A 20,039-nucleotide genomic window follows, 5' to 3' on the forward strand; every position below is an offset into this window, starting at 1 on the left:
GGAGCGCTCAATACGAGCGCTCCTTTTCTTATATTAAAAAGCTAATCCCAATCCACCCTGTACCCTAAAACCACTGCTTACAACCTCATTGAGCTGGGTTTTATCAACCTGTCCATTATTGAGGTAAAGCTCATCGGTACCATTACCGGTTTGCCAGTTAAAGTATCCGCCGCCGATGTGTATGCTGAGATTGCGGTAGATGGTGTAAACAAACTGTCCGCCGGCATCAATCCCATAGCCGCTGGCGTGGTGACGGTAGCTGACCGGGTGCTGAAAAGTTTGGATTAGGTTCCAGTTGGCCGTGCTGTTATAATTAACCTGGTTATAGGTAACATCGGCAGCAAGTTTTAAATTTTTGATGATGCGTACAGATGATGTTATTTTTAAAAAGCCCCCTTTCCAGTTGGGTTGATAGGTGCTGTTTAAATCAGGAAAGTTGCCGGTGCGATCCAGTAAATGTAAGGCCTGTTTGCTCATGGTATATCCCACATAAGGTATCAGGCTAAAGCGCTCGTTGTTGATCAGGATAAAACCTGCCCCTGCATTCCACAGGAAAATGCTGCCTTTATCTCCGTTAAATGTTTCGTGATAGGTGGGGTTGGTACGGTTATCGGCCCCATAATCGGTATCTGTTACAGAACCTGATGATATAGATTGCCGGTTATAGCCTGCATACAGGGAAAAACGTTTCCATACATTCCATTGTACATTAGCAGCTATATTTTGCCCGCCCAGGTGCTGCCATTTAAGCTCCGAATAAATATTGGGGTTTTGCCCGTTAAGGTTTCCGGCTATCGACCAGTGAAAACTTTGCTGCTGATAACCTGTTGCCAGCGATACCTGCAATTTTTTTTCGATAGATTGAGCGTACAAGCATGATATGCCTGTAACAAACGCAAAGCAAAAACATATAAATTTTTTCATCAGGTAAATAAAAAGCCTGCCTTTGAGGTAAGGCAGGCTAAATATAAAGATTAGGTTACTGATTTATACCAAAAGCTTCCCAGCCAGAGGCTGTAGCCCGGGTACAGGTCATAGGCTGTGTTCCATTCTCACTTGAAATGAATTTACCGTTATTGCCCCTAAACGTAACTTTACCGTCGGTTGTAGGGACCCAATCAAACTTTTCCCAATCGCTAACAGTAGTGCGGTTACAGGTGATGGCTTGAGTACCATTTTCTGAAGACACGTATTTACCCATGGCTTGCAGCGCGACTTTACCGCCGCCGGCATCAACAACCGTAAAAGTTTCCCATGCCGAAGCGGTTGGCCGGTTGCAGTTCATGGCCTGCGTGCCATTTTCGCTGCTTACATACTGGTTGTTGAAACCCTTAAGCGTTATATTTTGACCAATTGGCGGGTTTGATGGATTACTGGTGCCCGAAAGATCATACACTCGTACATAATCAATCTGCATGTTACAAGGTAGGGCACCATCGTTAATGGTATTGCCGGGCAAGTCGCCGCCGATAGCCAGATTCAGGATAATAAAGAACGGATTGTGGAAAGCGCCTGTATTGTTAATATTGTTGGCAATATTGCCGGTTACATACAGGGTATTATCCACATACCAACGGATAGAGTTGGTATCCCACTCTACAGCGTAGGTATGGAAACCTGTAGGACTGGTTGTAGTGCTGCCGCCATATTGGGTATGCTGATTGCCGCCAGCTATGGCCCAGTGCATGGTTCCCAGGATGGTATTGGAGGTGTTCACCTGCTCCATAATATCAATTTCGCCGCAGCTTGGCCATGGTGTACCATTGTTGATACTGGCGCCCAGCATCCAGAAGGCTGGCCAGGTTCCTTGTACTGCTGGCAGCTTGATGCTGGCCTCGATACGACCATAGGTTGGCTGAAACTTACCCGCGGTGGTCAGCTTAGCCGAAGTATATGGCTGACCGCCTACCGTTTGCTTGCGTGCGGTAATAGTAAGCAATCCTCCCCCAACGGTGGCATTGGCCGATTGATAGTATTCCTTTTCATTATTTACACCAGGATTGCCATTATCTATGTTCCAATTGGCAGTGTTTACACTGGTGCCGTTAAACTCGTCAGACCATACCAGCGTGCCTGCTCTGGGCGTACTAACCTGGGTTGGATCTGCCTGCGAAGCCGAAGGCTTGTTCAGGTCCTTTTTACATGATGCGGTAACTACCAGGAGCGCCATTACTATAAGGGCTGCTTTTACAGAAATTAAAAGTGATTTCATAAGATAAGTATGTTAATAGTTAGTTTATAAGTTTTACTGGTTTACGCCAAAAGCTTCCCATCCGCTGGCTGTAGCGCGGGTGCAGGTCATGGCTTGTGTGCCGTTTTCGCTGGATATGAATTTGCTGTTGTTGCCGCGCAGGGTAACTTTGCCATCGGCTGTGGTTATCCAGTCAAATTTTTCGGTATCGGAAATGGTGGTTCGGTTACAGGTAATGGCTTGAGTGCCGTTTTCTGAGGATACATATTTACCCATAGCTTGCAGTGCGATTTTACCGCCGCCTGCGTCAACTACCGTAAATGTTTCCCATGTAGAAGCTGTTGGCCGGTTACAGTTCATGGCCTGGGTGCCATTTTCGCTGCTTACGTATTGGCTGTTAAAACCCTTAAGTGTAACAGTAGAACCTATCGGCGCTCCTGTTCCCCCGCCGGTTGATTGTGTGCCCGACCATTTGAATGTGGCCACCGCACCCGCTGCCAGGCTATAAGTAAAGGATTCGGTACCCCATTTTACCTTAAAATTAACGACTGATGACCCGTTGTTCAATGCCACCAGCACCTTGCTTCCATCTGAGTTTTTGAAAGCTACGTTTTGAATGCTGCCCGATAAGTTTGAGGAGATGCGAACTGCTCCCGGACGTACAAAGCGTGCGGCATGACCGATAATATAATAGCCAACATTACGGGTGATGGATGTACCGCTCACAGTAATGCCACCCAAACAGGTGCTGCAGCCGCCCGGTGTATGCGGGTTATTATTAGGGTCCGATGCCAGGTTCCACTCCAATACATTGCGGCTCCAGTTGCGGGTTGCACCAATGATAAGGGTATTTACGTGCCAGGAAAGGTCGCCGCCAAAGTTGCTTGGCGCGCCAACCCATTGCTCGGTAAAATAAATGTTCTTGTTTGGATAAGCATTGTGCACATCTGTCAATGCGCCAATACTACCGGAGTACAGGTGAAAAGCAGAACCATCCACATAAGGATTAGCGCCTGCATCGGCCAGTACAGCTTCGGGATAATCTATCCTATCGGTATTATGATCATACGCAATGATCTTGGTATTCAGGCTCGCAGCGCGTAATTGCGGTCCCAGGTTGTTTTTGATAAAGTTGGCTTGTTCGTTGGCCTGCATCACCATACTGGGGTTGTTGTATGGGTTTAGCGGCTCGTTTTGTGGCGTTATAGCATCAATAGTAATGCCCTGGGCCTGCATGGCCTGTATATATTTTACAAAATACCGGGCATAGGCATCATAGTAAGCCGTGTTTAAACTGCCTCCGGTATAACCGTTATTGCCGGTAGTGTTCACCTTCATCCAGGTTGGAGCTGTCCATGGGCAGGCCAGGATCTTGATGGAGGGGTTAATAGCCAGTATTTTTTTCAGGATGGGGATCAGGTCTTGATTTTCCTGACTGATGCTGAAATTGTTCATGTTTACATCGCCGGATGTTTGGTTATAGGTAAAATCGCTGGAGCTCAGGTCGGACGCCCCAATACTGATACGTAAATAACTGATGCCGATTTGCCCATTGGCTGTACCAAAAAGTTCATTCAATACAGCTGATTGATTGCCGCCCAGCCCGTTAAGCAAACCAGCGCTGCCGCCGGTTAAGGTAAAGCCAAAACCATCGATGCTCTGGTAGGTTACGTTTTCGTCAACGGTTACGGTGGTGGCATTGGTGCCCGCGTCGGCAGCGAAATTGAAACTGGTTTGTGCTTCTAACTGTTTCGACCTATCGGATGTCGTGACCCAGGCATTTACCACTTCATTAGCTGCGCGGGATACGGTTTGAGTGTCCTGTCCTGGCGTAACCGCCGCCGAAGCGCGGGAATCCTTTTTACAGGAGTAAAATACGCCGGCGGATAGCAGGATAAATACCGCCAGCCATTTTAAATTGTAATTGATCTTCATAAGTTGTTATTAGTTAATTGGTTTTTTGTGCATCGGTCTTCACGTACGGCCCATCTGCAGCAGGCGCAAAACATTACATGTAATTTAACCACAGCTTAAAATATTTGGAATTTTAACCCGTGTATCAAATACACCAGTGCAATTTGTTTTTCAGGAAGGCAGTGTTATGTACGGTTTATAAATGTTGTAACAAATTTATGTTATTTTAAACGTAATAAGCAAGAAAAATATTCATAAATAACTGATTAATAATAAGTTATATAAAATTCGATACGCTTTAAACACAGGCTCATAAACTTTATAAAAGGGCCGCTTAACGTTGCAGAGAGGGTTTTTATAAATAAAATAAATATTTGTGATACGCTTGTATCGCAATTAATTTTAAAGAAAAAAGAAGGAGCGGCATTATGCCCGAAAGAATAGTAACGGCCTAATAAACAGGGAAATGGCTTAATTAGCCGAATTGTCGATCACGAGCTTGCTCCAGCCTTTGTTTCCGGCATCCTTGATCTCTTTTTTACGGGTTTCCATCACTTTTTTAATCCGCGAGCTATAAGCCCAGCAGGTACTTTGACGGATAGACAGAATCTCGGACAGCTTGTGCGATGATATTTTGCCTTTGGTAGAATACATTAAAAATATCATGTAAAAGGCTTTATTGATAGGTATGCGCGTATTTTGTAAAATGGTATAGGCTATTACCGATTCTTCATAACCGCATTTGGAGCAGCGGCGGCTGTAAGGCAGGTGCCCGCTGCCATAATGAGTGTTATTGCACTTTCGACAGGCATAGTCATTGGCCCATTTTAAGTCCGACAGAAATTTAAAGCAGGTTTCACGGTCGGGATAGATCCTGCTGAATTCTTCAAAATCAACCTCGGCAGACATTACGCGGTCGTGCGTAACTTTTTCAATGTCGTTATGTAAAATAATATTATCCTTTTCCAGCAAGATGTTCATCCTTGAAATTTCTTCGGCTTGTTGCTGCAGCAATTCATTAACAGACCTGAGCTCCTCGTTCTGTTCGGCTATCATCCCGGATTTTTCAACCAGTTCTTTGGTGCGCTCCTGTACCTGTTCTTCCAGGCGTTTGTTGAGCACATCTTTGAGCTCTTCGTTTTGCTTCATCTGCATAATGATGCTGTGCTGGGCATCATCCTTTTCCTTTTTCAGGATGCGTACTTTATCGCCAATGGCAAAGGATATAAACAACATCTCCATGATAAAACAACCACTGAGGCTATAATAATCAAACTCAGTAACTGGCAGCCACCATATATTAAGGGCGATGCAGCTTTTGATAATAAAGCCAATGAGCAAAAAGCTATAGCCAATTACAAAAAAGCGGGCTGGCTTATATCCGGTAAGCAAAGTATAACAACCCGCATAAAAAGCAAGCGACAAGGGGATAAACTCAATGATCTTGTAATTGAACCAGCAATTATTGATCAAAAGGCAGGCAGCAAAAAACAGGCTCCGCCCTACAATTACCCAGCGGATAAGTTTATTTAGACGCGGTGCATTAACCTTTAAATTAAGCAATTTTTGGGTAAACAGCACGGCGAAAATACTGGCGGCAAATAAGGCTATGCCGTAAGCATACTGGTTCCAGAAAGGGGCGTTTGGCCACATGTACTGGTAAGCGATGCCATCGGCACACATTTCATATAAGCCAATGCTGATGTTGTAGGCGATGTAATACAGGTATTGTATCTGCCGCATGGCAATAAACATCATGAAATTGTACAGACCGAATACCAGGATCATCCCATAAAAAACACCAAAAAAGAAATACTCATCCAGCGCGTAACTGATAAACCGGCTTACCGAACGGAGTACGATAATGATGTTTACTGAATGGTTTGATTTGATCCTGACGTAATAAACACCATCATTATCAGCATTGGGGTTTAGGTTAAGCGTGAGGTTTTTATGCTGATAGAACCGGGCCCCGAAGGGATGCCGGCTGCCCAGATAAGTTACCTGGTAACTACCTTGTATGCCGGGTGAATAAACGGTAATACTATCAATGGTTTGATCAAAAAACTCCAGGATCCAGCTGTTTTTGGTGTCCTGGTTTTTACCGATCTTCAAACGGTACCAGTACGCAGAGCCGGGATGTTTGGTTACGGGGGTTGGTTCGGTGTTAACTTTAAAACTGCCGGTAAGCGCCAGGTTTTTTACCTGGTTAAAAGTAAGTTTCCCAGTGGTATCTTCCAGGGATAAAAGCTGTTTATATTCAAATATATGCTGCTGTACCTTATCATTTATGGGTACTGTATTTTGCGCGCACACGTTTATAGTAAGGCACAAAAAGAAAACCTTGGTTAACAGAAATGACCGCAATAAAAGTTTCAACATGCTCACAAGCAGGTAAGGGATCTTCGGTACCGGTAATCAATAATTACCGGTATCGAAGCTGGTTAGTTTTGGTTAGTGTCAGGCCGGATACAATTATAATAGTTTTCTTTTTATTATCCTATTAAAGGTACTTTATACACTTATTTAACCCGGTGTAAATAAGTATTATACACCTAATTTAATCGTTTTTGCTTCAAAAAACGGCCAAATAATCATTACTCATAGGCTAACAGTGTATATTAGTATCTTTTATTGAACATTATGAATAAAAAGGGGCTTATATTTTTATCACTTGCAACTCTTTTGCTGCATAGCATAGCGCTGGCACAGAATGTACGGGTGGCCGCCGCGGCTAATCTGCAATCGGTTATAACGGTTTTGCAGAAGGATTTTAAACAAAGAACCGGTATCATGATCGAACCTATTGTTGGCTCCTCCGGAAAGTTGGTGGCCCAGATCAGCAACGGCGCCCCTTTTGATGTATTTCTGTCGGCCGATATGAGTTTTCCGGAAACCTTGTTTAAAAACGGCTTCGCCGAAAAGAAACCAATTGTTTATGCCGCCGGGAGTTTGATCATCTGCAGCTCGCAAAATATCGGCTTTACCAATTGGGAGCGTTTATTATTGAGCGCCCGGATAAAAAAAATAGCCATTGCCAATCCGGCTATAGCACCTTACGGTAAAGCAGCTACTGAATTATTACAGCGGAAAGGTATTTTGGACGATGTACAGCCCAAAATTGTTAACGGCGAAAGCATATCACAGGTAAATACTTATATCACCACCGGGGTGGTTGATGTGGGCTTTACCACGCAGTCGCTTATTAAAGAAACCGGCAGCAAAACAAAGCTGTACTACCAGGTGATTGATCCAAAACAGTATGAACCCATATTGCAGGGACTGGTGCTGTTAAAACATGGAGCCAGCAACCCCGATGCCGAAAAATTTTATCAGTACATATTGAGCCCCGGTGCAAAACGGATATTTACCGCATATGGTTACCGACTTCCATAAAAACATTTAACTCTATACCAACTGATGGATCTTTCACCCATTTGGCTCACCTTAAAACTGGCAGGTATTACCACCCTGATACTGCTTGTTATAGGCTTGCCCTTTGCCTGGTGGCTCTCCAGAGGACGGTCGCTTTTTAAGATCATCATAGAAGCTTTTATTACTATGCCACTGGTACTGCCTCCATCGGTACTGGGCTTTTATTTGTTGCTGGCTTTTAGTCCGCAGCATGGTTTGGGGAACTGGCTGCAGAAAGTATTTAATGTGCAGTTTGTATTCTCGTTCCAGGGTCTGGTGCTGGCATCGGTTATTTATAGTGTGCCCTTTATGGTAGGCCCGATAAAATCGGCCTTACAGCAATTGCCATCGGCTTTAGCAGAAGCTTCATACACCCTGGGTAAAACCGAATGGCAAACATTCAGGTATGTATTGCTGCCCAACATAAAACCATCTTTATTAACAGCAGCGGTACTTACTTTTGCCCATACCCTGGGCGAGTTTGGTGTAGTGCTCATGATTGGCGGTAGTATTCCGGGCGTAACCCGGGTGGCGTCCATCGCGGTTTATGATGCCGTGGAACAGCGGGACTATGCTATGGCCAACAATTATTCGCTCATTTTATTTGCCATTACCTTTGTACTGGTGACAGGTGTTTTTGTGTTTAATAAGTATCAGGCAAAAAGCCCCCTGGGATGATCAGTATAGCTATCGAAAAAAAACTAAAAGCCTATCACGGGCAACAGGTATTGCGGGTTAACCGGCAATTTGCTACCGGCAGCATTACCAAAATATACGGACCATCCGGGTCGGGAAAAACAACATTTTTAAAGGTTATAGCCGGATTGTTAACACCGGAACAAGGAACCATCATAACGGATGGTATTACCTGGTTTAATGCGGAAACAAAAATCAACCTACCCCCTCAAAAAAGAAATACCGGTTTTGTTTTTCAGCAGTACGCCTTGTTTCCAAACATGACCGTAAGGCAACACCTGGAATACGCCACCAGGGATGAAGCCTGGATAAAAAGACTATTGCTTTTGGGTAAACTGGATACTTTACAGGAACACAAGCCCGATTACCTGTCGGGTGGGCAGCAGCAGCGTTTAGCCATATTGCGCGCGTTGGCCACCAAGCCTCGGATACTGTTAATGGATGAGCCCTTCTCTGCCCTTGATGCTAAAATGAAAGCCGAATTGATAATGGAGCTGAAAACAGTGATCAAAGAGCTGAATATAACTACCCTTATTGTAAGCCATAACCCACAAGAGCTTGAAGGCTGGGCCGATGAGGAAATGGTGTTTGAGTAATGCGATTGTGGGCCTTGAATTCTTAAAACAGGGCTCCAAAATGTCGTAATCATAACGCTAAAATGTCGTGATCATGCCTTTTCACGCTGCGCTTGAGCAAGTAACTTTGAAACATCAATTTACCCTAAAACGGATGGACATGAGAAAGTTAAAATTACAAATGAACATTTTGCTTGAAAATAAATGGGACAGCGGAATGTCTGATTTTAGCATCGACAATCTTAAAAATGTTGACTGCATTTTACATGGGCGAAAAACAGGAGAAGGTTTTATTCCATATTGGGCCGATGTAGCGAGCAATCCTGATGAAACGGAGTATAAACTTGGAAAACGATTTACAGAGATCCCGAATATTGTTTTTTCAAATACACTCGAGGCCAGTAAATGGGACAAAACCACCATTATAAACGGCAATTTAGAAGAGGCAATAAAAGCCCTGAAAAATGAAGAAGGAAAAGACATTATGGTTTATGGGGGTGATTCATTTGCATCATCGCTAATTCAACATGATTTGGTTGATGAGCTCTATTTGCTTATAAATCCTGTTGCGCTTGGTAACGGACAACAAACGTTTAATCCTTTAAAAAATGATTCAGAACTGAAGCTTGTGAACTGTAAACCATTTGCTTGCGGTACAGTTTTATTGCATTACACCAGATAGGGAAATATTAAATAAAAAAGGGAGGAGTATAAGCCCCTCCCGCTCAAAACAATACACAACTCACATTTTACTTGCAGTGTCTTTTGACATTTTCTTTTTGCCCATTTTGTCATTTGACATCTTATCCTTGCTCATTTTACCCTTCGACATTTTGTCTTTGCCCATTTTGTCAGTCGACACCTTGTCCATTTTTTTGCCTTTGCTCATCTTGTCCATTTTGCCGGTATCACTTACCGCAACGGTTGATACTTTTAATGGAGTTACTGTTTTGGCCTGCACGCTTAAGGTTAAACATACGGCTACTAAACCTGCGGCTAAAGCGCCTGAAATAATTGATTTCATACTTTGATTTTTAAAATTTTAATGTGTGGTTCGTTATTAACATTTAACCCTTAGTCGGGCGGCTTACTCAAACCTTACAAAGTATTTTAAACTTTATTAAACTTCAGGACTGTTCTTTCTCCTGTTCATCAGCGAGTCGATGGAGAGCTTACCTGCACCGGTAAAAATAAGAGAGATGAGGCCTGCTATATATAACAGGTTTATCTCATAACCCGGCGGACCGAAAATTGGCCCCTTTGATGTTAGTCCGATAGTTTTAACAGCGCTAAACCCATAACGAATTTGAATGGTGAACATAGCCACCAGCATGATTACAATAAGCGGGATAGCTATTATGCCAACCCATGCACCTAATAAAATAGCCAGGCCTCCCAATAACTCGGTTAACGGGGCTATCCAGGAAGTAATATGCGGAAAGGGTACGCCAGTTTGCGCAAGCAGTTTTTCAAAACCTGCCGGGCCGCGACTTAATTTGACCCAACCATGGGCCATAAAGCCAAAACCAATAATAAGGCGTAAAATTAAAGGGGCCCATTCCTGATAATTTTTTTTCGATCCGGAAAAGATAGTATTGTTCATGTTTGAAGTATAAAGATTAACTACAGACGGTTTACTCAGCCCTTAGTCGTAAAATATATTCAAACCTTACAAAGCATTAATTATTTATTCAGTTCTTCTTCAATACGATCCTGCAGTTCTTTTTTAAAGTTTTCATCAAGCGAGAGCGTTGATGTGTAAAGTTCGGTATCATGAAAAAGCTGTAGCACCATCTGGTGGATAATCTGACTTTGTTTATTGTACAGTTGGCACATGGAACAACCGGCCAGATGTATTCTGAGCTCGATGCTTTCGCGGAAACTCAAGCTTTTGATCTGTCGTTTCTCGATGAGCAGGGTGGCTTGTTTGCAGTTGTATATAACTCGTTTTAAGTGATTCATGATTAATGTTTTAGATCCAGTTTTTTTGCAGGCAAGCCCGCAGACTAAGCTTGGCCCGGTGAATAATAACCCAAAAATTGGCCTGGGTAACCCGGAGTTCACTGCAGATAAATTCCGTAGCGGCATCGTCCATATGTTTCATGGTGAAAACCGACTTCCATAGCACAGGGAGTTTTTGCATACATAATTGCAGGATATGGTTAAACTCCTTGCCCCTTAAGGGTTCATGATCTTCAATGCCAAATGGCAGGGGTTGGTGGGCTTCGGTCCAATGGCCGGTATCTTCCTCAAAAAAATCTTTTTGTTCTTCCTCGGCTTTTTTCTCGCTTATGTTGGCCAGGCCCGATGATTTTTTACGGTATACATCAATGATCTTATTTTTCAGAATAGCCGTAAGCCAGGTCCGCTCGGTGCTTTTGCCCTCAAAGCGATCCACTTTTTCTAAAGCGGCCAAAAAGGTTTCCTGCACCAGGTCCTTCGCCTGTTCTTCATCATTAAGACGCGACAGCGTGTACGAATACAGGTAATCGGCATGGGCGTTTACCCAATTGCGCGGGTCCAGTAATTGTTTTTCAGTTACCATTAAATAAATTTACTCATAACATTTAAACATTAGTCGTAAGCGCATTTAAATCCTTACAAAGCAACACTTGTTTTTTTAAGTCGCAGTGATATAATCCTATTTATTAATTAAATTTACATATACCTCATAATTATAAAAGATTTGTGCCGGTATAACCCAACCGGCATTCTTAAAAGAAAAAATAAAATTTATTGTAAGGTTACGATACGCAACCCGACTAAGCAGGAAAAACGTATATCAAACAACAGCAATATGAGATCAATTAAAATATTTGCCCTTGCCGCCGGTTTTATAACCGCGGTTATGGTATTGGCGGCTTTTATTATTCCTAAAGATAAGGCCCCGGTAAAAAATAAAATAGCAGCCGATGGCAAAGGTTTTGCCGTAGTGGAGCTTTTTACATCAGAGGGCTGCTCCAGTTGCCCCCCAGCCGACGAACTGGTGGCCCGAATACAAAAAGAAGATAAGGACAAGCTGGTTTACATACTGGCATTTCACGTTGATTATTGGAACCGCCTGGGCTGGAAAGATGTTTTTAGCAGCGCCGATTACTCCAAACGCCAAAATCAGTACGCCAATTGGTTAAACCTGCAATCGGTTTATACACCGCAAATTGTGGTTAACGGCAAAAAGGAATTTGTAGGTTCGGAAGAAGGTACCTTGCGCAATGCTATCACCGCCGGTCTGAGAACTAATCCCGCGGCAACTTTAACCCTTAACATCCAAAAAGAACCGGATCATATTACCATACAGTACCGTGTAGCCGGCGCCGAAAAAAATAGCGACCTGCTTTTAGCCCTGGTGCAAAAAGCAGCGCAAACCAAAGTTCAACGCGGCGAAAATGGTGGTCGCACTTTATCGCATGTTCAAATTGTGCGTAAAATACAAAGCCAGCCTCTAAATACAGGCGGCAATGGTAATACAACTATTACTTTACCCCAGGGAATAAATACACAGGATTGGGAAATAATTGGCTTGGTACAAAACAAAACCAACGGCGAAATTTTAGCCGCCGCCAAAGCCAACTTAATGACAACTGTTAATGCGAGCAAGTTGGAAGCCAAAATCAATAATTCACTAAATCACTAATTCAATAATTGCCCCGTGATGAAAGTTATTAAAGAGAAACATCCTTTAGCCATGCGCTGGACGCATTGGGTAAACTTTCCGATACTCACCATTATGATATGGAGCGGAATGCTGATCTATTGGGCAAATGACGAGTATAAGATAACCTTGTTCGGGCATACCTTTTTCAGCTTTTTCCCTGATTGGTTTTACAATGCTTTGCGTATCCCCCACCGCCTTTCAGAAGGGATGGCTTTTCACTTTTTGTTTATGTGGTTTTTTACGCTGAATGGCATTTTGTATGTGCTGTACACTATCATATCGGGCGAATGGCGCGAACTGGTGCCGAAAAAAAATTCATTCAAAGAGGCCTGGCTGGTGTTACTGCACGATCTGCATATCCGTAAAATGGCGCCGCCACAAAACAAGTATAATGCTGCCCAGCGTATCGCTTATACAGCTATCATCATCATGGGCATGGGTTCGGTGATAACCGGACTGGCTATTTATAAACCGGTACAGTTTTATTACCTCACCTGGCTTTGTGGGGGCTACCATTTTGCCCGCATCCTTCACTTCGCGCTGACTATTGGCTATGTGCTTTTTTTTGTGGTCCATGTAGTGCAGGTGATCCTGGCCGGGTGGAACAACTTCCGGTCAGTAATCTCCGGATTTGAAGTGATAAACGACGAACCTAAACCTGTTATTGAAATTACACCATCAAGTGATGAAAAAAACATTCAGTAAAAAGCAGAAATCGCCTAAAAAACCGCTTACCGTTGAGCAGAAGATCACGAGGCGCAACTTTCTCTCGTTCGGTACTTTTATTGTGGCGGGGAGTGTGGCATATGGCGGCTGGAAATGGTTATACAATTCGCCCGAGGAAGCACGGACCATGACCGCGGGTGCCCGTGCGCCTTTAAGAAGGGCATTGAACAAAACAGAACTGGCTTTTCGCCGTATTTTTAGCAATAACAACCTGGTTAAAACCTATCCCAAAGAAATGGCGGCAAAAAATGTGCGCCATAACAGCGACATCGGTTCGGAAGGAAAAATAGATATAGATGCCTGGAAATTGCAGGTAAAAAAACATACCGGTGAAGTATTGCAGATCTCGCTGGATGATTTAAAAGCCCTGCCCAAAACAGATATTGTATATGATTTTAAATGTGTGGAGGGCTGGGACCAGATATCGCATTGGGGTGGAGTGAAATTCAGTGATTTTATCAATCATTTTAAGCTCGGTGCTGAAACGGAATTACAATATGTGGGATTAGCCACCCCGGATAAGGAGTATTATGTTGGGATAGATATGCCCAGCGCCATGCACCCGCAAACACTGCTGGCCTATGAGGTGAACGAAAAGCCGCTGCCGCCCAAACATGGCGCGCCTTTACGCCTGATCATCCCGGTGAAATACGGGATTAAAAACTTAAAACGCATTGGCAGTATGAGTTTTAGTGATACCCGCCCGCCAGATTACTGGGCCGAACAAGGATATGATTATTATTCGGGCTTGTAAAACAGAATGACGCGTCATTGCGAGGAACGAATCGACCTCTTTAAGTTTGTCATCCTGAGGAACGAAGGATCTTCTTCACCAAGCCTACCGCTTACCCGCTCTTGGCCGCGGGAGGGCCAGTTACTTTGTAGCCACAAAGTAACCAAAAGGCTGTCAGCAGAAATGCTTCTTTGCCGCACATGGCCTTTGCCCTGCAAAACGGACAGAACCACGGGCTGCAATTATTTTGCCCTACTTCGTTCGCACAATCCTGCGCTTCAGCAAAAACTTGCTATGCCCTTGCGGCCGCACCTGGCCGTCATCGTTCTGCCCGCTTTCGCCCGAAGCTGTTCTGTTGACGGAGGAAAAGAATGATTGAGTTTAATCAGTAATTCACTAAATCATTAATTCAATAATTAAAACTCGCGTTAGGGATAGCAGCGGATACCGGCCATGAGCCTAAGGCCTGCAGGCGTATGAGCCCGTCCGCCGGCTGGCGGAAACGCCCAAATGTTGTTTAGTGTCCTCATACCTATATTCATCAACTCCTTAACGGCTTACCTTTTCAATAAAATTCAATGATTCAATAAATCAAAGAGTATTCAATTTATCCATCATCTACAATCTGCACATCTATAATTTGCACATCTGCATAATATTTGCATATTGCATATATGCCGGCTGCTCAACTGCCACTTTCAAAACAACTTGCTTATGCCTGTGGAATGATAGGCTGGAGCATCATGACCAATCTCATCATTGTGATGCTGCCCTATTTCTACTTGCCGCCATCCAACGCCGGGCTGATACCCTTAGTGCCCCAATTGCTTGTTTTTGGTGTGTTTAATATCATGTCGCTCATAGCGGCTTCGGGCAGGTTTGTGGATGCCCTGTTTGATCCTTTTATAGCCTCATTGAGCGATAAAAGCAACAATAAGCAAGGCCGGCGTATTCCCTTTATGAAATGGGCGGTTGTACCGGCGATACTTTTTTGCTCGCTTACTTTTTATCCCCCGGTTAAAGGCGAAAGTATCACTAATGCCATATGGCTCACGTTTACGCTTATCGGGTTTTTTATGGGTGCAACAACTTACATCATTCCATACAATGCCCTGTTGCCTGAACTGGCGCGTACCGGCGCCGAAAAAGTAAGGTTATCCTCCTTGCAGCAGTTTGGTTTTGTGATAGGTATTATTATATCGGCCCTGGTCAATAATTTTGCCGATCTGCTGCAGCACATCCTCCATACGCCCAACCGGGATACCGCTGTACAATACACCGTTTTAGGTCTTTGTGTGTTTGCGGGCCTCGTAATGTTGGTGCCGGTTTTGGCTATTGATGAGAAGAAATATTCGAGGAGCCTCCCATCCCACCTGCCCTTGCTTTCTGCAATTCGTTTAACTTTCAGCAACAGCAATTTTAAGTACTACCTCATTTCCGATTTTTCGTACTACATGGCGCTTAGTATCATATCAAGCGGCTTACTGTTTTTTGTGAAGGTGCTGCTGCGCCTGCCCGAATCAATGGGCGGCTTGCTGATGGGGGTTATGGTGTTGTTTTCATTGGTGTTTTACCCGCTCATCAATTACTTGTCTAAAAAGATAGGGAAAAAAACCATTATGCTTTTTTCGTTTGGCTGGTTAAGTCTCATTTTTGTGGCCATATTTTTCCTGGGGAAACTCCCGCTATCGCCAAAGGCACAGGTTTATATATTGGTGTTAAGCACATCGTTCCCGCTGGCATCGCTGGGCATATTACCCAATGCTATATTGGCCGAAATTGCCGAGAACGACGCCAAAAAAACCGGTGAGAACAGTGAAGGGATGTTCTTCGCGGTTAAATATCTTTTTGTGAAACTTGGCCAAACAATGGGTATAGCACTATTTGCCTTTTTAACCGTTTATGGTAAAGATCCGGGGCACGACTATGGCCTGCGGCTTAACGGTATTTGCGGATGTGTGCTTTGCATACTGGCCTTGATTTTTTTTAGCCGGTTCCGTGAGCGAAAAGGGGTATCTGAACCTTGATTAGAATCCTTTAATCAGGCCAATCATGGTTCGGATAATGTATCTGTTTTTATTTATATTTAAAAACAGTACACATCCCCTTATTAACAATGAAAACAAACCTTGAGCCGGTCTTCAAAACTTTTCTTTATTTTTTTACAGCGATTATAATTGCAGCTTGTCATCAGCCGGGGTCTAAAAAGGAGGCATCATTAAAGCCGACCAGTGCAGATGCCGCGATTCAAAAATTAGCTGTAAAAAGCATGCATGACGATCTTTCTATACTTTGGTCGGCCATTAAGGAGATGCATCCGGCGTACGGCATGTATATGACCCCAGACAGCTTGCAGAAAGTTTATGATCAGGTGGCCGGGTCCATTGATACGCCCTTGTCCGAAAAAGATTTTATTAGCCGGATTTATCCGCTGATAAGCAAACTCGGTTGCGGGCATACACAGTTAAAACATTCCGAAGCATACAAAGATGCCAAAGTATCGCATTTACCTTTTGAAGTATTAGTTCGCGGTAACCAGGCCTGGATCACCACCTATCAGATAGCGGAACTTCATACCGGAGATGAGATAGTAAGTATAAATAATGTTCCTGTTGCCGCTATTATTGATCACGGATCTGATCTGTATGCCGGTGATGGACATAATAAAACCTTTAAAGAATTATTTTTGAGTGAATATGACGGTTTTGAGGATGCCTGCAATTACTATTACCACTGGACTCCCCCTTATCACATCTCCCTGCGTACTAAACAAGGGGCATTAAAAACTATGGACGTTAATGCCGCCGTGAAAGGCGCCGCGCAATTGGAGCATCCCAAAACGGGTGATAATTATGCCGGTTGGATAATAGCTAAAAACACAGATTATTTACCCTTGCGATTTTTAAAAAGCGGCTCAACCGCATGGTTTGAGGTGCATAGTTATCAATATAACGATACAACTATTTTTAAGGAGGCTTTTAAACAGATCCATGAAAAAGGGATAAAAAACCTGATCATTGATCTGCGGCATAACACCGGCGGCGATATCAGGGTGGGAGCAAAATTATTGAGCTATCTGGCTGATACGCCTTTCCCAATGGTTGGCGATGTAAGATCAAGGTTGCCTAACCCCGCCATCAATCATTTCGAAAAATACTTTGATACCGCAAAAACGGCAAGCTTTAACCAAAGCTTCAACCCAACACATATTAAAGAGGGCGCTTATTACCATGTTGATTTCAGACCCGTTTTTGGAAATTTGCTTGGCATCGCCCCTCTTGATAAAACGGCTCACTTCAAAGGCAATTTGTTGGTGTTAATTGATGGCGCTACCTTTTCTTCAGGAGCGCTTTCAGCAACAGCCATCAAAACATTTTGTAAAAACGCCAAATTTATTGGTCGGGAAACGGCAGGCGGTGCCGAGGGCTGTAGCGGCGGAACTATACAGCATTTAACATTACCCAATACACATATCGTTGTTGAGTTTCCATTGTTACGCTTTGTGTCGGTTGCCAGGCACCCTGCGCCGGGCCGCGGCATTATGCCCGATTACCCGGTAGAATATAGTCCGGAAGACATAGTGAATAAAACAGACCCTGATTTGAAAAAGGCCCTAAGCCTGATACGCTAACTCCTGCTGTTTAAGCAGGGGTTTTAGCTGTTTGCCCTGCTGCGCTTCTGCCGCGCAGGCAAACAGGAATGATGCTGCCAATGCTATCAGCAAGCATTTTATCATATTGATATCGATCTGCATTTTCATAGGTATTAAAATTTGTGCAGGAGCGACCGGATATGATAAAACAAAACCATCGCTTTATATATAAAACGATGGTTTGTGTATAATGTGCTATTGTAACAGTATTTTTAAACTAACATTAGTATGAGATTAGAGACGGTATCCAATATCAACAAAAAAACTGTCATTTCGAACGAGGCACGAGGAGAAATCTTATACGATATACCATTTTAGATTGCGTGGCGTAAAAGATTTCTCCTCACCCCAGCACGCTTTGTCCATCGCTGTTTGTCGAAATGACATTTGGCCCCGCCCCGGGTACACGTTAAACTAAGTTCTTTTTAATGTAGGTAATGCTTTGGGTAATGCTGTCGAAAGGATCGCCGGGGCAAATGTCCTGCTCTACAAAAAAGTACTTTAAGCCCGCTTTATTGGCCTGGGTAAATATCTTTTTAAAATTGATAATGCCGTTGCCAACCTCTGTAAATTTGCGTTCGGGCGTTTTATCCAGATCTTTCACATGCCACAGCGGGAAACGGCCCGGGTGCTCATTAATCAGCGCGATAGGGTCCTGGTTGGCTTTGGTTAACCAGTACAGGTCTATTTCAAATTTCACCAGATTTTTATCAGTTGCTGCCAGCAGGATCTCGTATGGATATTTGCCATTTTCCTGTATAAATTCAAAATCGTGGTTGTGGTAGCAAAGTTGTATGCCCGATTTTTTGCAGATCTCGCCTGCTTTGTTAAAATCTTCGGCTATTTTCTTATAATGATCCAGGTTACCGCGCTCTGGTGTTGATAAGTAAGCGCATACCATATATTTCACACCCACTTCGGCCGCGTCGGTAACCGCTTTTTCCCAATCATTCAGGATAGTGCCTTTTTGTGAGGCGCCGTTCACCTGCTCCTCGCCCAGGCGGTAATGCGCGCTTGGCATAATGAGGCCGTTTTGTTTTAAAAGCGCTTTAAATGCTTTAGCATCCATGCCGTAAAACAATTCGTTGCCGGTATAAGTAGCGCCCTCAACCGAGGTATAGCCAACCTGGGCAACTTTAGCCAAAGCCGCTGCCGGGTCCTTTGACATGGCATCACGCACGGTATACAATTGCAGGCCGATATACTTTTTATCGTAAGCAAATAAGTTCGGAGCCGCTAAAAGTCCGGCAGAAATTAATGCCGAAGTTTTGAGAAATGAACGTCTGGTTGTCATCGATTTACTTTTAATTGGTTAATGTAAATATAGTGTAATATGAACACTAAAAGCAAGCGATTATTACTGCCTCCTGTGAAATGTTTTTAAAAAGCTCGTCTGAAAGGTTAGGCTAAAGCCATTTTGTATGTTGAAAATAGTCCGTTGGCTGAAGCCAAACGGCAATGAATAAAAAAGGTCCATGACAAAAAAGGTCCTAAATTCATTGCCGTCCCATTTATGGGGCGGGAAATAATAAAAAGAAAGACGACTTCAGCCAAACGAATCTTGATGATCTTTAAAGGATTTCCCTGCAATTAATCCCACAGATCGGCTAAACCTGCGACGCCGCTGTCGGCTGTAACAATGTTGATGTAATATGGGTTATCAGCTTAGCATCGGCGTAATCGGGGATACTGCTTACCTTTTTCCATTCGGGGTTGGAGCCAAAAGCTTTCCAGTGTGCGGCCTTGGCATCCAGGTCGTCAAACGTGATCATATAGGTTAGGTTGGGCCGGTGATCGCCGATAATAACTTCGCCAAAAAACACGGGATTAAAACCCAGCTTTTTAAAAATATCTATCTCGCCGGCATCATTAAACATTTCCAGTTTCTTTTGACCCGCGCTTTCGCTGGGGTGCTCGTACCGGCGCAGCTCAAAAATACGCTGACCTTTTTTGGGCACTTCCATTTTGGGCATATGCTTGAAAGCTTTTAATAACGAACTTTCAATACGCTCATAAGCTGGTTCGGTAGCCGGGGCGGTTAAATAAGGAGCTCCTTTTTCCAGGTAAACCGGGTCGAGGTTAAGTTTTTCCTGTACGTTTAAAAAATCGGTTAGATTGTTAAACGGAATCAGCGCGTAAATTTTGGTTTGCCCCTCGGGTTTTAGCTCGGTGAACACGCCGATGTGCTTACATCCCAGTTTATTGAGTGCCGGGATGGCTGCGTTTTGAAAATAATCCTCCACCAGTTTTTGCTGCGTTTCGTTTTTTAGGAGATAGGTACGCAATTCGTAAAACTCGGTACTGCTTTTTTCTTTGGTGATGGCTGCCATACTGTTTTGGGCTGATATACCGGCTGCCGCGGCCGTTAAAGCTGAAGCTTTCAGGAATGAACGTCGTTTCATGGAATATTTTGGTTAATAAAATAAAGGTAATAAGATAAAGGTAAAACGTATTATTAAATATGTCAATCGCGAGCGCAGCGA

At 43.7% G+C, this 20,039-nt stretch carries 19 protein-coding genes and 1 pseudogene; 9 read left to right on the forward strand and 11 right to left on the reverse strand.

Translation table 11 applies throughout. The features are described 5' to 3' along the window. Positions 1–33: 33 nt before the first annotated feature. The 4 genes from ACNURT_RS02880 to ACNURT_RS02895 form a co-directional block, all read right to left on the reverse strand. Entirely contained in the window at positions 34–924 is an 891-nt protein-coding gene (locus tag ACNURT_RS02880; protein ID WP_419700464.1) for a hypothetical protein, read from the reverse strand. Positions 925–979: 55 nt separating this feature from the next. Further along, complete coding sequence (locus tag ACNURT_RS02885) at positions 980–2,212, reverse strand: family 16 glycosylhydrolase (RefSeq protein WP_419700465.1); 1,233 nt, start codon at positions 2,210–2,212, stop codon at positions 980–982. Positions 2,213–2,245: 33 nt separating this feature from the next. Next, positions 2,246–4,126 (reverse strand): glycoside hydrolase family 30 beta sandwich domain-containing protein, encoded by a 1,881-nt coding sequence (locus tag ACNURT_RS02890; RefSeq protein ID WP_419700466.1) that lies wholly within the window; start codon positions 4,124–4,126, stop codon positions 2,246–2,248. Positions 4,127–4,576: 450 nt separating this feature from the next. Then, a complete protein-coding gene (locus ACNURT_RS02895; protein WP_419700467.1) occupies positions 4,577–6,487 on the reverse strand; it encodes a 7TM diverse intracellular signaling domain-containing protein in 1,911 nt (636 codons plus the stop codon). A gap of 261 nt (positions 6,488–6,748) precedes the next feature. Here ACNURT_RS02895 and modA point away from each other — a divergent pair, with 261 nt between their 5' ends. From modA to ACNURT_RS02915, 4 genes and pseudogenes are all read left to right on the forward strand, one after another. Then, the gene (gene modA / locus ACNURT_RS02900) at positions 6,749–7,501 is read left to right on the forward strand and encodes a molybdate ABC transporter substrate-binding protein (RefSeq protein ID WP_419700468.1); all 753 of its coding nucleotides are present in this window, start codon (positions 6,749–6,751) and stop codon (positions 7,499–7,501) included. Positions 7,502–7,525: 24 nt separating this feature from the next. Further along, on the forward strand, positions 7,526–8,197 hold the full coding sequence (gene modB, locus ACNURT_RS02905) for a molybdate ABC transporter permease subunit (RefSeq protein WP_419700469.1): 672 nt from the start codon (positions 7,526–7,528) through the stop codon (positions 8,195–8,197). Continuing rightward, a pseudogene (locus ACNURT_RS02910) lies at positions 8,194–8,683 on the forward strand (ATP-binding cassette domain-containing protein); the annotation flags it as partial. The gene modB and the pseudogene ACNURT_RS02910, both read left to right, overlap by 4 nt. 201 nt (positions 8,684–8,884) lie before the next feature. Further along, positions 8,885–9,472 (forward strand): dihydrofolate reductase family protein, encoded by a 588-nt coding sequence (locus ACNURT_RS02915; RefSeq protein ID WP_419700470.1) that lies wholly within the window; start codon positions 8,885–8,887, stop codon positions 9,470–9,472. A 60-nt stretch (positions 9,473–9,532) separates the two neighbouring features. Here the strand turns inward: ACNURT_RS02915 and ACNURT_RS02920 are convergent, their stop codons facing one another. The 4 genes from ACNURT_RS02920 to ACNURT_RS02935 form a co-directional block, all read right to left on the reverse strand. Then, entirely contained in the window at positions 9,533–9,814 is a 282-nt protein-coding gene (locus ACNURT_RS02920; RefSeq protein ID WP_419700471.1) for a hypothetical protein, read from the reverse strand. 96 nt (positions 9,815–9,910) lie between these two features. Beyond that, positions 9,911–10,393: a DoxX family protein gene (locus ACNURT_RS02925; RefSeq protein WP_419700472.1), complete on the reverse strand. Its 483-nt coding sequence runs from the start codon at positions 10,391–10,393 to the stop codon at positions 9,911–9,913. Positions 10,394–10,473: 80 nt separating this feature from the next. Further along, positions 10,474–10,752, reverse strand: a complete 279-nt coding sequence (locus ACNURT_RS02930; protein WP_419700473.1) for a hypothetical protein — start codon at positions 10,750–10,752, stop codon at positions 10,474–10,476. Positions 10,753–10,762: 10 nt separating this feature from the next. Continuing rightward, entirely contained in the window at positions 10,763–11,335 is a 573-nt protein-coding gene (locus ACNURT_RS02935) for a sigma-70 family RNA polymerase sigma factor (protein ID WP_419700474.1), read from the reverse strand. Between the two features lie 252 nt (positions 11,336–11,587). On the opposite strand from ACNURT_RS02935, the gene ACNURT_RS02940 reads away from it, so the two are divergent. The 5 genes from ACNURT_RS02940 to ACNURT_RS02960 all read left to right on the forward strand — a co-directional run bounded on the left by ACNURT_RS02940 (position 11,588) and on the right by ACNURT_RS02960 (position 17,535). Then, positions 11,588–12,424: a DUF1223 domain-containing protein gene (locus ACNURT_RS02940; RefSeq protein WP_419700475.1), complete on the forward strand. Its 837-nt coding sequence runs from the start codon at positions 11,588–11,590 to the stop codon at positions 12,422–12,424. Positions 12,425–12,442: 18 nt separating this feature from the next. After that, positions 12,443–13,150, forward strand: a complete 708-nt coding sequence (locus tag ACNURT_RS02945) for a cytochrome b/b6 domain-containing protein (RefSeq protein WP_419700476.1) — start codon at positions 12,443–12,445, stop codon at positions 13,148–13,150. Next, positions 13,131–13,925 (forward strand): molybdopterin-dependent oxidoreductase, encoded by a 795-nt coding sequence (locus tag ACNURT_RS02950; protein ID WP_419700477.1) that lies wholly within the window; start codon positions 13,131–13,133, stop codon positions 13,923–13,925. The genes ACNURT_RS02945 and ACNURT_RS02950 overlap by 20 nt, the downstream gene beginning before the upstream one ends. A 653-nt stretch (positions 13,926–14,578) precedes the next feature. After that, positions 14,579–15,931, forward strand: coding sequence for an MFS transporter (locus ACNURT_RS02955; RefSeq protein WP_419700478.1), 1,353 nt, complete (start codon positions 14,579–14,581; stop codon positions 15,929–15,931). A gap of 89 nt (positions 15,932–16,020) precedes the next feature. Further along, positions 16,021–17,535, forward strand: coding sequence for a S41 family peptidase (locus ACNURT_RS02960; RefSeq protein ID WP_419700479.1), 1,515 nt, complete (start codon positions 16,021–16,023; stop codon positions 17,533–17,535). Here ACNURT_RS02960 and ACNURT_RS02965 read toward each other — a convergent pair. From ACNURT_RS02965 to ACNURT_RS02975, 3 genes are all read right to left on the reverse strand, one after another. Further along, on the reverse strand, positions 17,518–17,664 hold the full coding sequence (locus ACNURT_RS02965; RefSeq protein ID WP_419700480.1) for a hypothetical protein: 147 nt from the start codon (positions 17,662–17,664) through the stop codon (positions 17,518–17,520). The two genes, ACNURT_RS02960 and ACNURT_RS02965, sit on opposite strands and share 18 nt — an antisense overlap. Before the next feature lie 301 nt (positions 17,665–17,965). Continuing rightward, a complete protein-coding gene (locus ACNURT_RS02970) occupies positions 17,966–18,850 on the reverse strand; it encodes a sugar phosphate isomerase/epimerase family protein (RefSeq protein WP_370995916.1) in 885 nt (294 codons plus the stop codon). A gap of 313 nt (positions 18,851–19,163) precedes the next feature. Continuing rightward, a complete protein-coding gene (locus tag ACNURT_RS02975; RefSeq protein WP_419700481.1) occupies positions 19,164–19,958 on the reverse strand; it encodes an NIPSNAP family protein in 795 nt (264 codons plus the stop codon). Positions 19,959–20,039 lie beyond the last annotated feature (81 nt).

This window comes from Mucilaginibacter sp. NFX135, from assembly GCF_048565145.1.
Lineage (GTDB): Bacteria > Bacteroidota > Bacteroidia > Sphingobacteriales > Sphingobacteriaceae > Mucilaginibacter.